Source organism: Paenibacillus sp. TAF43_2, from assembly GCF_052113545.1.
GTDB lineage: Bacteria > Bacillota > Bacilli > Paenibacillales > Paenibacillaceae > Pristimantibacillus.
Window position 1 is genome coordinate 15590 of sequence record NZ_JBFRDK010000054.1, and the last position, 13557, is coordinate 29146.

12 protein-coding genes are annotated in these 13557 nt (G+C 41.1%); 1 reads left to right on the forward strand and 11 read right to left on the reverse strand.

Annotation, left to right across the window (positions count from 1 at the left end; translation table 11 throughout):
* Positions 1-2: 2 nt before the first annotated feature.
* The 11 genes from AB4Z17_RS14090 to AB4Z17_RS14140 form a co-directional block, all read right to left on the reverse strand.
* Positions 3-1145 (reverse strand): exo-beta-N-acetylmuramidase NamZ family protein, encoded by a 1143-nt coding sequence (locus AB4Z17_RS14090; protein ID WP_441960361.1) that lies wholly within the window; start codon positions 1143-1145, stop codon positions 3-5.
* A 25-nt stretch (positions 1146-1170) separates the two neighbouring features.
* Complete coding sequence (locus AB4Z17_RS14095) at positions 1171-1875, reverse strand: PIG-L deacetylase family protein (RefSeq protein ID WP_441960363.1); 705 nt, start codon at positions 1873-1875, stop codon at positions 1171-1173.
* A gap of 2 nt (positions 1876-1877) precedes the next feature.
* Positions 1878-2846, reverse strand: coding sequence for a GNAT family N-acetyltransferase (locus AB4Z17_RS14100; RefSeq protein ID WP_441960364.1), 969 nt, complete (start codon positions 2844-2846; stop codon positions 1878-1880).
* 2 nt (positions 2847-2848) lie between these two features.
* Positions 2849-4069 carry an anhydro-N-acetylmuramic acid kinase gene (locus AB4Z17_RS14105; protein WP_441960365.1) on the reverse strand — a complete coding sequence of 407 codons (1221 nt, stop codon included), beginning with the start codon at positions 4067-4069 and terminating at the stop codon, positions 2849-2851.
* Positions 4069-4929 carry a carbohydrate ABC transporter permease gene (locus AB4Z17_RS14110; protein WP_441910654.1) on the reverse strand — a complete coding sequence of 287 codons (861 nt, stop codon included), beginning with the start codon at positions 4927-4929 and terminating at the stop codon, positions 4069-4071. The genes AB4Z17_RS14105 and AB4Z17_RS14110 overlap by 1 nt, the downstream gene beginning before the upstream one ends.
* A gap of 17 nt (positions 4930-4946) precedes the next feature.
* The gene (locus tag AB4Z17_RS14115; RefSeq protein WP_441960366.1) at positions 4947-5849 is read right to left on the reverse strand and encodes a carbohydrate ABC transporter permease; all 903 of its coding nucleotides are present in this window, start codon (positions 5847-5849) and stop codon (positions 4947-4949) included.
* 105 nt (positions 5850-5954) lie between these two features.
* Positions 5955-7409, reverse strand: coding sequence for an ABC transporter substrate-binding protein (locus AB4Z17_RS14120; RefSeq protein ID WP_441910652.1), 1455 nt, complete (start codon positions 7407-7409; stop codon positions 5955-5957).
* A 59-nt stretch (positions 7410-7468) separates the two neighbouring features.
* On the reverse strand, positions 7469-8374 hold the full coding sequence (gene murQ / locus AB4Z17_RS14125) for an N-acetylmuramic acid 6-phosphate etherase (protein WP_441910650.1): 906 nt from the start codon (positions 8372-8374) through the stop codon (positions 7469-7471).
* Positions 8375-8945: 571 nt separating this feature from the next.
* Positions 8946-9809 carry a MurR/RpiR family transcriptional regulator gene (locus tag AB4Z17_RS14130; RefSeq protein ID WP_441960368.1) on the reverse strand — a complete coding sequence of 288 codons (864 nt, stop codon included), beginning with the start codon at positions 9807-9809 and terminating at the stop codon, positions 8946-8948.
* A gap of 108 nt (positions 9810-9917) precedes the next feature.
* The gene (locus AB4Z17_RS14135; RefSeq protein WP_441960370.1) at positions 9918-11279 is read right to left on the reverse strand and encodes a (Fe-S)-binding protein; all 1362 of its coding nucleotides are present in this window, start codon (positions 11277-11279) and stop codon (positions 9918-9920) included.
* Positions 11272-12687 carry an FAD-binding oxidoreductase gene (locus tag AB4Z17_RS14140; protein WP_441960372.1) on the reverse strand — a complete coding sequence of 472 codons (1416 nt, stop codon included), beginning with the start codon at positions 12685-12687 and terminating at the stop codon, positions 11272-11274. Before AB4Z17_RS14140 ends, AB4Z17_RS14135 begins: the two co-directional genes overlap by 8 nt.
* Before the next feature lie 116 nt (positions 12688-12803).
* On the opposite strand from AB4Z17_RS14140, the gene AB4Z17_RS14145 reads away from it, so the two are divergent.
* A complete protein-coding gene (locus AB4Z17_RS14145; RefSeq protein ID WP_441960373.1) occupies positions 12804-13520 on the forward strand; it encodes a FadR/GntR family transcriptional regulator in 717 nt (238 codons plus the stop codon).
* The last annotated feature ends 37 nt before the right edge of the window (positions 13521-13557 follow it).

Here is a 13557-nt window from a genome sequence, read left to right on the forward strand (position 1 = left end):
CACTAACGATATAAATGATATTGCTGCTTCATTTCTGCAAATTGCTTGCTTTCCTCTGCGAACTGTTCAAGCAGCTGCTTTGCTCGAATATTTTCCGTACGATACATGCTGTCCCCGCCCAGCAAATCGATAAATGGGCGTGAGCCCTCCTTCACAGGAGGCAGGAACGAAAATTGCTCATACAAATCTCTTATCGCAAATAATAAGGTTACGCCAACATCCAACGGCTTCATCACTTGGATGTCTGTAATATATATTTGTACTCCGCCACATCGTTCGCCAACATGCTTAGATGAGGCCGGCTTGAAATGAACAGGTCGGAAATGTACACCTGGCATTCGTTTGGCGTTCATCTCATCTGCCAATTGCTCCGCTTGAATGAAGGGAGCGCCAATCATTTCAAAGGGGAACGTTGTACCGCGTCCTTCGGAGCAGTTTGTACCTTCAAATAAGCATGTACCTGTATATAATAACGCTGTTTCATATCGAGGTATCCCAAGTGAAGGATGAACCCAAGTTAATTTTGTATCCGGGAAGGACATGCTCCGTTCCCAGCCTTCCAAACGAACGACATGAAGCGAAGCTTTCCAATTCATTTGATCATTTGCCATCATTGCCACTTCACCTGCTGTTAGGCCATATCGAACAGCGAGCTCGTAATTTCCAACAAATGATTTGAAGCTAGGCTTTAAAATATTCCCTTCCACGTTTACCCCATTAAGCGGATTAACACGATCAAGAACAACAAATTCTACGCCTGCCTTAGCACAATCTTCAAGTGCATACAGCATCGTATATATATATGTGTAATACCGTACACCAACATCTTGAATATCGTACACAACGATATCTACTTCATCCAGCATTTCCTTTGTTAAACGCTTGGAGTCTTTACGGTATAAACTATAGACCGGAACATTCGTCAAAGGATCCATATACGTCTCTACTAATGCCCCTGCATCCAAATCTCCGCGAACACCATGCTCAGGTGAAAACATCGCAGTAAGATTAAAATTTTCATGCAAAATGGAAATCGTTGATTCAAATTTTTTTGTAAGCCCTGTCGGTGCTGTAATTAATCCTACGCGCTTGCCTTCAAACCATTGACGATAATTCATAATCGAATCAATCCCATTCAACACCATATAAAGTTGCCTCCTTACTGAACTGTTACCAAAGACTAGATTGCCTAACCTTCATCGTTTCAGCAGGCAYCATAAAGGCTTCTGCATATGTTTTTCTTGCTTCACAGCCGCGAACAACTGCTAATGCTTTATAGTAATCCATATATTTGAATGATTTGCTATTCGTCACAAACCAATGTTTGCTTAAAGCATCAATCCATAGATCATATGCCGCCTGATCGAAATCCACGTATAGGTAAGGGACATAATCAACAGCATCTTCCCAGTTTTCGGAATAATATAGTCTTGCTGCAAAGTGAGCAGGAAGATCTCGTTCAAAGGATGACAGGCTTGCGAAGAAACGAGCATCATTTACGATATGATGCGTTAGCGCATGATCCTTATGCATACTGTTTTTCCAATGTGTAATAATAATATTTGGCTTTACACGGCGAATAACATCACAAACCTCCATACGAACTTGTTGATTGTCAGGCAGCTCTCCGTCACAATAATCAAATACAATAGCTTCACCGCCAAGCATATCAGCAAATACTTCCGCCTCTTTCACTTTTTGCTGACGGTACTCCTTCATATCCCCTCCTGCTGGCACACCTCTTTCACCTGCAGTTAATGCTAGTGTCACAATGCGGTCTCCCTTTACACTATGACTAGCTAGTACACCACCGGATGCTAGTTCCACATCGCCAACATGTGCTCCAATGGCCAATACTGTTAATTTTTCACTCATCTTTATAGTTCCCTCCGCAGTATAGAAAATTGTTTTTCAATACTAAATCCTGCTTTTTGATAGATTCGAAGAGCCGGATTATTGCTTCCAGTGAATAATGAAATATATTGACAGCCCACATGTTGAAAAGCCTCTACCATTCGGAAAAATAATACACTGCCGAGACCATGACCCTCATGCTCTGGGTGAACACCGATACCGCAAAAAAATGCTCGACCATTCGGTTCTGAAATAATAGGACCTGCAAAGCCAACAACCTCGTTGCCATGCACAGCTGCTATAAGAGGTGCGCCATCCTTCACATACGATACAACATCTTTTTCCCACTGCGGATTTTGCAAGGCAGCAAGCGTTGCTTCAAGACCATTATGCAAAGCAGGGGCATAAGGAGTAACATAATAGCCTTTACTGTTTGCTTTAACTTCTTTGCTTATCATATCTTCAGGAACACTAAAGTTTCCGAGTCTTAAGTACATGCCGCATTGCGTCGCCCGATCCACGTACCCTCTAGCGATTAAAGCGTCGTATAATGGCTGGTCCTTACTGATGCCTGGGGCATTGTTGTGCTCATGCTGCCGCGCACTTGGAATATTCCATATCAGCTTAATAGGGTTGAAAAACAATACTTCCGCCTGTCTTTTTCCAAGCACTTGGAATCTTTTTTCTATACCTAAAAGAAAAGCATCGTAATACTCTAGAGCAGCGTCTTCGGCATCAATAATAACACTCGTAATATAGCCGGCTACATCTCCAAGCGGGAGGTCGTCACCGCTGCAACCGGCTGCAAAACCAACAATACCTTTTTCATTGCAGCCTACCCATATACACTCTGCATCGAAATAATGATGATCAATGAATTTATTTTGAAACTCTCGCTCTGTAAATGATTTGTAATCATATTTTGTAGCCTCTCGATTCCAAAGCTCCACAACTTCAGAAAGATCTTCAATTGAAAAGGGTCTGATTTGCATCTTCAAACCTCCTGTGAACGTCCAAGATAAGGCCAAGAAATTTTGCCCATGACTACTGGCTGAGAAGCTCCAGTTACTAGTGGAATATTGTTTGGCAAGCGCTTCATCGTATAATACGCCAGCACAGCAAATGCAATGGCTTCCTTAGCATCACTATTGCCACCGATATCCTCCTGCGTCAGCACCTGCACCTTATATGGTGCAAATAATTGCTGCAAATCACGCACTAACGTCAGGTTATAGCTGCCACCGCCACCAATTAACAATTGCTGGGCTTGATGCTGTGGCGCAATATACCGTTCATAGCTATCGACGATGCTCCATGCTGTTAAGTGTGTAGCTGTTGCAATAACATCTTCAGCTTTCCAGTTATTAGCCTCCATCGATTCAATAATTTGTGCAACGTATGGTTGACCAAATCGTTCTCTGCCTGTCGATTTCGGTAAAGGCATCCTATAATAATCATCCTGCTGCATCCATTTCAAAAGCTCATCAATCACTTGACCGCTCGCAGCAATTCCACCGCCAACATCCATCGTCATTGGCGCAAATAATTGCGATACAAGCCCATCGATAATCATATTTCCAGGGCCAGTATCAAATGCAAATACCTGTTCCGGCGAGGCATTTGCAGGAAGAACAGTCACATTCCCTATTCCTCCAATGTTTTGCAGAAGAAGTGTTTTCTCTGGATTGTTAGACAATAAATATTCAGTAAATGGTACTAACGGCGCTCCTTGTCCGCCCATTGCCATGTCAGCGACTCGAAAGTCTGATACGCAAGGAATTGCTGTGCGATTCGCAATTACAGCACCATCGCCAATTTGAACTGTACAATGCAGGTTATAGCCGTCCATAACATTTTCTTCCGGAGCATGATAGATCGTTTGACCATGTGATCCAACGGCAAATATTTGTGATGGCTCTAGCCCGCATTTCCCTATAACGGACAATGTGGCTTGGGCGTATAATTCACCAAGCCACATATTCATTGCGCCAACTTTATCAATCGTAGCGTTAGCCCGATCAAAAAGCTTAAATATTGCATTTCTAACTTGCTTCGGAAAAGCTGTGTTCTCAAAAGCCAGCAGCTCAATCTCTACTCCTTGCTCTTTATCCGGCATTGGAGAAAGCTTAATTACCGCTGCATCAATACCATCTACTGATGTACCAGACATCAAGCCAACTAAGTATGTTGCTTCAACTTTTGATTGTTTGTCCATCAGCCCTTCACCGCTCCAACTGTTACTCCTTCAAGGAAGTATTTTTGTAAACTGAAGAACAAAATAAACATTGGAACTGCTGAAATTGTTGCACCTGCCATCATTGGAGCAAAGTAAGTTGTATTCGCAAAGCGGAAGTTTTTCAAGCCGACCTGAATCGTTTGCATATCCATCGTATTCGTTACTAGGAATGGCCAGAAGAAATCATTCCATGCTGCCATGAACGTTAGGATTGCCAGTACTGCCATAACTGTTTTTGATAGAGGCATAATAATATGCCAGAAGATTTTAGGCTGAGAACAACCTTCGATTTTTGCAGCTTCAATAATTTCAACTGGAATGGAAGACATGAACTGCTTAACCAAGAAAATGTTATACACCGTTACGATGCTTGGCATAATCAAAGCTGTATACGTATTTTGTAATTCAAAAATATTTACGATTAATATATATAGTGGAACCTGTGTGACTTGACCAGGAATCATCATCGATCCTAGCAAAATAGCAAACAAAATGTTTCTTCCTTTAAATCTCATTTTCGCAAAAGAATATCCTGCAAGTGTAGCAAAAAACACATTAGATACCGTGATACAAGCTGCCACAATAAAAGAGTTCATTAGCCAATCCCATGAATGCGGGCTGAAGTTAAAGAAGAATTTATATGATTCAAATGAAATCTTCGACGGGATGATCGAATAGCTCATTGCGCCAGCTTCTACCGGATCACCGAACGAGGAAATAATCATAAAGTAAATCGGGAAAATGGTAGCTGCGGCAAATAGGATAAGGAACGTAATAATTAGACCATTACGGACGAACAGATACCCTTTGCTTCTGATGTTATTGTTGAACAAACCCATAGTATCCTGCCCCTATCCTAGTATTCTATTTCTTTGCCCAAAAACTTAAATTGAAGGTATGAAATAATTGCGATAATCGCTGCTAGAAGTAATGATTGTGCTGCTGCCTCACCAAACTCAAAATATGTGAACGCATTGTTAAAAATCAACAAACCTACCATTGTTGTTGCATGGTCTGGTCCACCGCCTGTCATAAGATAAGCGTTTTGGAATACTTGGAAGGAACCAATGACACCTGTAACAAGTAGGAATAGCGTGGTTGGCTTAAGAAAAGGAACGACGATAAACCAAAGCTTTTGCAAGAAAGTCGCGCCATCAATATCAGCTGCTTCATAATAGCTGTTATCAATACCGAGCAATGCAGCTAAATAAATAATAATCGCTGTACCATGACTTGATAGCCATGACATTAATACAAGTGAAAACATGGCAGTTGCACTGGAACCAAGCCAGTTTTGATTAGTAATCCCAAAAAACGACACAACCTGATTGGCAATACCTGATTTTAACGGATCAAAGATCCACAGCCATACAACAGCAAGCGCTACACCTGATGCTACAGCTGGCAAGTAATATACTGCTTTAAAGATTGTTTGTGTTCTTTTCTTGAAAGGTATAATCAAAATTGCAATTAAGAAGGATAGAAAAATATTAAATGGAACCGTTAATAACGTATATACTAATGTGTTTTTCAATGCTTTCCAGAAAAGCTCATCTGAAAATGAGTTAACGAAGTTTTCCAGGCCGACATATGTGGACCCTAATGGACGATATTCTTGCAAGCTGATTATAAAAGCATTGATTACTGGATATGCGGTAAATAAAGAAAACGCAATAAGTGCTACTGCGATAAACGCGTATCCCCAACCTAAGTCACTTTCGAGTTTCAATTTTTTTCTTTTAGTCAACGTTTGATTCATTGGGTCGCACCTCTCTTCTCAAAAAAGTAAAAGCTCTAGTCTAATTTAGAAGGAAAGCTGTACGTTGTAGCTACGTACAGCTTTCACATGCTAGGTTATGACAGACTAGTCAACTACAATACCATCTTCACCGAAGGCTTTAATTGCTGCTGCTTTAACTGCATCATACATTTTTTGTGGACTGATCTCATTTGCAAGTAATGCTTGCAGCTTAGGAACGATGACTTCCGTTTCAATTTTAAGTGCTTCTGCGGCTAGATCAGTTGGGATATCTGTACGCGCCGGAACCGCTTTGGACATCATGATTTGGTCTGCTTTAACGTTCTCTTCATTGCGAGGATATTGTTCAAGCACTGCAGCATTGCGTGCAGATTTTGTAATTGGTGACAAGAACAGCTCATTACTGTAGTTAGCTGCAATGGTTCCCGAAGATAGGAAATTAATGGCTAAACCAATATTTTTAACATGCTCTTCAGAAGGATCCTTTTTGCCGCGAAGCGCAATGTAACCATCAACAACAGCTGTAGGAATGTAATCAGCGCCGTTAAATGTAGGTGTAGGAAGCGCAATGTATTCAGCTTCGATTGAATCCGCTACTGCAGAACCATCATTCGCTTTAATTTTTTCATTGTTTAGACGAGCAGAGTTTTCAAAGCTCGCTAGGCCTTTACCAGTAATCATGGTTTGACCAGTTAAGAACATATTCCAGCGCTTGCCTGCATCGATAGAGCTTAGCTCTTTAGGCATTGAGCCATCATCGATCATTTGACGGATAGCTTCAAGCAGACCTAAGAAGTTTTTGCTTGTGTAGGAGAACTTAAGGTTTTGGTCAAAGTAGTCTGGCAAACCGGCAGATTTAGCCATAATACTAAGATAATCCTTAGATGTAACACCAGATGTTGCGAAAACAAAACCATACTGAGTGGTTTCGCCTTTAGCGTTTTTAACAACGCCTTTACTAATTGCATCGCGGAATTGGTCATATGTCCAACCGTTTTGTTGAACATTTTTCCAGTCGATACCCGCTTTCTCTAAGAACTGTTTGTTGCCACCGATAGAATGAATGGCCAAGTAAGCTGGCAAACCATATTGAGAATCGCCCAATTGGAAGTATTTCATTGCAACTTCATCATAATCCGCTTTAACTTCATCTGAAAGCGCAGCATTAAGGTCAATTAGAACGTTTAGTGCTGCATATTTGGAGATTCCTGTAGAACCAACCCAAGCGATATCTGGAGGAGAACCCGCATTTACTTGGGTATCAAGCTTTTGTGTCATATCTTCCCAGCTCGCTGGCTCGATTTTCAAAGTTAGGTGTGGATACAATTCATTAAATTCTTTTTCCATGTCAGTAAAACGCGCTTGGTAGTTAGCCGATACTGGAGGTAATAATGCAGTAATCGTATCTTTTTTTAGCTCAGAACCACTGTTGCTGCTGCCTTTGTTTCCGGAATTTGTAGCGTCTGGAGCGTTTTTCCCGTTTCCTGCACAAGCGGTTAATAGTGATAACATCATGATTACTGACAAAAATAGAGTTAATACAAATGATCTTTTTTTCATCGATAACAGCCTCCTCAATTTTTAAAAGCATCAATCCCGTTACTCCATTTCTTTTCCACCTAAGCCAATGATGAGATCGCTTGTTTCAACCGTCCTCCATTTGCGTTAAGTGCTTGTTCTGCTTCCTTTGCATCCAACCCCGTTTTAATCATCATTATTGCCAGCTTACAATTCATAGATGCTCTTTCAAGTGTTTCTGCGGCGGTTGATGTGTCTACACCAGTCGTATTCATAATAATACGGACTGAGCGATCTACCAGCTTAAAATTACTTGCCTTTAGATCAACCATTAAGTTGTTATACGTTTTCCCTAACTTGACCATTGTGCATGTTGTCAGCATATTAAGCACCAGCTTTTGAGCAGTTCCCGCCTTTAATCGAGTCGAGCCGCTAATGACCTCCGGCCCTACAACAGGTGAAATACAAACATCTACAATGGGTTCAAACTTTGAGCCTTTGTTGTTACAAACACCGATAGTGGCTGCTCCAAGCTCCTTTGCTTTCGTTAAAGCTGCAATAACATAGTTTGCACTGCCGCTTGCCGAAATCCCAATTAGCACATCTTTGTTTGTTACACCGATGCTTTCGATTATTGCGGTCCCTTCATCAACATCGTCTTCACAGCCTTCAACCGCACTACGCAAAGCAATATCGCCACCAGCGATATAGCCCTGTACCAAGGAAGGATCTGTACCAAAGGTAGGAGGACATTCTGAAGCATCCAAAACACCTAATCTTCCTGATGTGCCAGCTCCTATATAAAACATTCTTCCACCATTAGACAACCTATGATGTAGAACATCTACCGCCTTTGCAATCTGCGGAATTTCCTCAGCTATAGCTACTGAGACCAGAGCATCTTGTTGATTCATTAACTGGACCATTTGCTCCGTCGTACATTCATCAATCATTAATGTGTCTGGATTCACAGCCTCTGTTGTTAAACCCGCAAGGTAGTCATTCATAGTCATCCTCCGTCTTGTTAACAATATTTCACATATAAATTACTAAATAAGTGAGGTTAATTAACATGAATTATTTTTTTATATTAATACACTGCCCTCAATCCGTCAATAGATTTTGAAATATTATTTCATAAAGAAATAATATTCTGTTTTTTTATTTCAATCTCTATACACACTGTTATATCACATTTACAAACCGCTTACAAGGTACTTTTTTAATTTTCATTAAACGCTTACAGTACTATCGTTACAGCATTCCTAAAAAAAGAAATCGCTGTCATATGCGCTTATTTCCAATTCAATTGAAGCATGAAATCACACTATCTCTAATCAACCAGTAGACGTTTTGCCTACAATTTTTATTCATTTTCTACATTAAAATAGCGTGCAAAGCTCTTAATTGTCGAATTAAACTAATCATTATATGGTTGGATTAAACGCATTTGTTACGTAGCTAATCTAACATCCATTGAGTGAGTATTATGTTAGGTATAAAAATAAATGCATGAAATACACAAAGAAAGCATTGATCAATGATCAATGCTTTCTTCCCCATTCATTAAAGAAGAACCTAATATCTCAGTTTTTTCTTCACTATATTATGTGTTTTTGTCAAGTAGGTTTTTACTTCCTCATATTCTGCACTTGCGACACCAGCAAATAAGATGTCGATAATCGTAAGCATAGCAATACGCGAGCCCATAGCACCACTGCGAATTGTAATTTCAGGTGTAGATATACTAAGAACAATATCCGCTCGCACGGCAAGCTCACTTTTATTGTACTTCGTAATCGCAATACATTTCGCTTTGTTCCTTTGAGCAATGATCAGTGCATCAATAATATCACTAGTTGCGCCAGAGTTGGAAATGAAAATGGCAACATCATCTTTCTCAAGTAACGTTGCTGCTGTGAGCTGACTATGACCATCCGTATAGGCATGGCACATCTTATTAATTCGTGAGAACTTCTGTTCCCCGTCCATACAAACGATTCCTGAGGCACCTATTCCAAAGAAAACAATTCGCTTGCTATGGCATAATAATTCTACAGCTCTTGCAATTTCTTTTCGGTCGATGACACTAAGCGTATCCTCAATGGACTTGCAATTATTCAAAGAAATATTTGAAATAATTGTCGAGAGATCATCGCCCGGCTGAATATCTGTATATTGAGCCTTCGGATCCTCATCACGAGAGCCCAAAGAAGCGGAGATACTCACAATAAAATTGCGGTATCCACTGTACCCCATCGTCTTGCAGAAACGAAGGACAGATGCATCGCTTGTTTTACTAGATTGAGCTAATTCCTTAATCGATAAATGAGGGATTTCTTCTTTATTTTCTAAAATGTAATCTCCAACCAATCGTTCAACTGGAGTAAAGCTTTCTCTCATTTCACGAATCTTAATTAATATGTTGTCATTTAAACTCATAATCTACCTACTCAAGATTTAATTAACACCTTAAATAATATCATAAACAATTTAGACAACCTAATACAATAGCAAAATACATTTTGACAAACTTAAAATTAATAGTTGTTACTCTGATACAATCATCCGTTCATGCAAAAAATCAACGATGTGCATCGCCTTCATCGTCTGATCAGGCTTATGCTTTTCTATTCCAAGCTTCATTTGAAGCAGACAGCCTGGATTACTCGTTAGCATATAGCTTGCTTGTGTGTTATTCGCATGTACCATTTTGTGCTCAAGGATGGCACCTGCCATCTCAGGCTGTACGACATTGTATATGCCAGCAGAGCCGCAGCAGCGATCAGACTCGCCCATTTCAACATATTCAGCGTTAACTACTTCCCTCATTAATTTACGGGGGGCGCTCGAGCCTTTCATCACATTGCGCAGATGACAGGAATCCTGATACGTCACTTTGATTTTTCGGGCATCTTGAGAACTTGCTTTTTGTAAAAATTTCGGTACACGTCCCTTTTCTACAATCAATGTACTGACATCAATCACTCTTGAAGCAAACCATTTTGCTGGCTCGCTGTACTTTTTATTTTCCTGCATAAGATGGTCATATTCAACGAGCAGCGCACCACAACCGCCTGCATTGGATACAATGAAGTCGACATCGAGCTGTTTGAATATATCGATATTTACAGCTGCCAGTTCGCGAGCGTCATTCATTTCTCCACTATGAGCATGCAGCGCACCACAGCAGACCTGACTTTCAGGAATATATACGTCAAAGCCCGCAGCAGACAGCAGCTCAACTGTATTTACATTCGTATCTGCGAACATAACATCCATGATACAACCGCGGAACATCGCAACTTTGGCGATTCGTTCACCCTTCGCAGGATAAAAAGTGCCCAGACGCTCAACTACACCCTTTGGACTGGCAGATGGCAAGATAGACTCCATCTCAGATAATTGTTTAGGAAACAGCTTCATTACACCGGTTGATTGCACTACTTTTTGCAAGCCGGATTTTTGATAGACCGCAAGCGAGCCTCCCAGCAGCTTCAAGCTGCTGCGTTTCGGAAATAAATGTTTAAAAACCGTCTTGCGAATAATTTTAACCGGCAATGAATGCGTTGCGTGCTCCTCGATCGCTTCTTTCGTCTGTTCAATTAATTGACCATACTTTACATCTGCCGGACAAGCTGGTTCACAAGCACGACAGCCTAAGCATAAGTTCATTTGATCTTGGAACTGCTGGTCTGGAACCATTAGTCCATCAACAGCTGCCTTCATCATCGCAATGCGTCCACGTGGAGAGGCAGGCTCCATACCTGTTTCATGGAATGTCGGACAAGCAGGCAAGCAGAAGCCGCATCGCATACAATTTGTTAATTGATCGTAGTCAAGCTTCTCTAATAAAGTACGAGCAAGAGGATTAGCATGCTCGATAATCGGTTTTCCTGTAGTACTAGCCATGCTGCACCACCACCCGTTTCTTCGCTTCCTTAGCAAACATCTTACTAGGATTCAAAATATTCAATGGATCGAAAGCGCCTTTGATTCCTTTCATTACTTCAATTCCCGCTTCTCCAACCTTCCATTCCAAATAAGGGGCTTTCACAACGCCGACCCCATGCTCACCAGTAATCGTGCCTCCGAGTTCGATTGCAGCTTCAAAAATTTCAGCAAATGCCTCCTCAACACGATGCACTTCTTCGTGGTCACGTGCGTCAGTCGTTGCGGTTGGATGCAGGTTTCCATCACCTGCATGCCCAAAGGTCGCTATATTCACATTATATTTTTGGGCGATTGCATTTGTACGCAATATCATTTCCGCAATTTTAGAACGAGGTACAGTAGCATCCTCAAGTATCGTCGTCGGGCGCAGGCGAGCGAGTGCGGTAAATGCGCTGCGTCTAGCTGTCAGAAGCTTTTCTGCTTCTTCACGATCCGCTGCTACCTCAATGCGATCCGCCTTCTCTTCCTTGCAAATAAGCTGTATTTTTTCAATATCGCGTTCAACCATTTCTGGTTCACCATCCTGCTCAATAATGAGGATCGCGGCCATATCTAGTGGCAAACCGATTTTCGCGAAATCATCAACAACCCGAATAGTCGGATTATCCAATATTTCCAAAGTTGCTGGAATAATTTGATTTTTAATAATTTTTGATACCGTACGTGCTGCACCATAAATATCCTTATACATCGCAACCATCGTTTTCTTTGTTTTTGGCAGTGGCACAAGCTTAAGAATCGCCTCTGTAATAACAGCAAGAGTTCCTTCAGAGCCTACTAATAGTTTCGTCAAATCGTACCCAGCGACATCTTTAGTCAATTTCCCGCCAGTACGGATGATTGAGCCATTTGCCAGCACAGCAGTTAAGCCGAGTACATAATCTTTTGTGGTTCCGTACTTTAAGCCTCTTAGACCGCCTGAGCATTCAGCGATATTGCCGCCTATTGTAGATATTTTCATACTGCTTGGATCTGGTGGATAGAATAGTCCTAGCCCTTCAACATGTGAAATGAATTGTCCAGTAATTAGGCCAGGCTGGACAATAGCCGTTAAGTTTTCCATATCCACTTCAATAATTTTATTCATGCGATGCATAACCATCACAATTCCGCCTTGCAATGGTACTGTACCACCGCAAAGATTCGAACCCGAGCCTCTTGTTACAATCGGAATAAGATTGCTGTTAGCTATTTTCATAATTTCTGAAACTTGCTCTGTTGATTCTGGATAAATAACTGCATCCGGCAAAGCCTGCAACATCGGCGTTCCATCATAGGAATGTGCGATTAACGCCTCCTGATCTGTCCGAAAAAATTTTTCTCCTACAATATCTCGTAATGGTCTTACTACAGCTTCATTCAACATGAACAATTCCTCCATAATCAAATTGAGCAGGTCATCTGATGACTTTGTGTTGATTATAGTGTAATAAAGTTGTACAGTATAGTCTATAGTTTTATTTTCGGGAGGTTTAAAGCTCTATGCAGCCGATAAAGGTAGAAACTGAAAAAGGACATGAGCTTGTGCGAAGAGCCATTCACTCACAAATTGAGGAAGGTCTCTTACAACCTGGTCAAAAACTACCGTCCGTAGTTGACTTGAGTACCTCCTTTGGAGTAGGCCGCTCCACAATTCGTGAAGCATTGAGCGCATTAAAGGCAACAGGCTGGATAGATGTAAAGCATGGCGGAGGTACCTTTGTCAATAAAGTATTGCCTACCTTGCAGAGCAACTCGCGAGATCCATTCGAGGAATCGGAAAGTGTAAAAGAGATACTGGAAGTTCGTATTTGGCTTGAAAGCGGCAGTGCTGCATTCGCTGCCGAGCGTCGAAATGATAGGGATCTAGAGAACTTAAAGCAGATTATTGAACAAATGGAGCAAGCGTTGGAAATGAATAATACACAAATGAGTGAACATGCGGATATCGAATTTCATCTAGCTATAGCGGCTGCCTCACATAATAAGCTGCTTAATACATTAATGAGTTCACTTACTTCTAAGCTAACCGAAACAATGGGAAAAACTCGTCAGCTGTGGTTTTTCGAAGACAAGTCCTCTTCCACACTTCTCTTAAAAGAGCATCAATCCATATATAATGCAATATTAGCTCAAAACAGCGAGCTGGCCAGCCAGCTCATTCAAGCTCATTTGCATAAAGTCGAGAATGTACTGAAACGCAGAGACATTTTAGAATAATTCTGTTCAATATAGATTCAAAGATAGAACGACAGTT

Excerpts from the sequence above, each read along its gene's own strand:
- AB4Z17_RS14115 (WP_441960366.1), bottom strand. The coding sequence starts at position 5,849 with ATGAATCAAACGTTGACTAAAAGAAAAAAATTGAAACTCGAAAGTGAC.
- AB4Z17_RS14140 (WP_441960372.1), bottom strand. The coding sequence starts at position 12,687 with ATGTTGAATGAAGCTGTAGTAAGACCATTACGAGATATTGTAGGAGAA.
- AB4Z17_RS14130 (WP_441960368.1), bottom strand. The coding sequence starts at position 9,809 with ATGAGTTTAAATGACAACATATTAATTAAGATTCGTGAAATGAGAGAA.
- AB4Z17_RS14145 (WP_441960373.1), top strand. The coding sequence starts at position 12,804 with ATGCAGCCGATAAAGGTAGAAACTGAAAAAGGACATGAGCTTGTGCGA.
- AB4Z17_RS14090 (WP_441960361.1), bottom strand. The coding sequence starts at position 1,145 with ATGGTGTTGAATGGGATTGATTCGATTATGAATTATCGTCAATGGTTT.
- AB4Z17_RS14110 (WP_441910654.1), bottom strand. The coding sequence starts at position 4,929 with ATGGGTTTGTTCAACAATAACATCAGAAGCAAAGGGTATCTGTTCGTC.
- murQ (WP_441910650.1), bottom strand. The coding sequence starts at position 8,374 with ATGAATGACTACCTTGCGGGTTTAACAACAGAGGCTGTGAATCCAGAC.
- AB4Z17_RS14120 (WP_441910652.1), bottom strand. The coding sequence starts at position 7,409 with ATGAAAAAAAGATCATTTGTATTAACTCTATTTTTGTCAGTAATCATG.
- AB4Z17_RS14135 (WP_441960370.1), bottom strand. The coding sequence starts at position 11,279 with ATGGCTAGTACTACAGGAAAACCGATTATCGAGCATGCTAATCCTCTT.
- AB4Z17_RS14105 (WP_441960365.1), bottom strand. The coding sequence starts at position 4,069 with ATGGACAAACAATCAAAAGTTGAAGCAACATACTTAGTTGGCTTGATG.
- AB4Z17_RS14100 (WP_441960364.1), bottom strand. The coding sequence starts at position 2,846 with ATGCAAATCAGACCCTTTTCAATTGAAGATCTTTCTGAAGTTGTGGAG.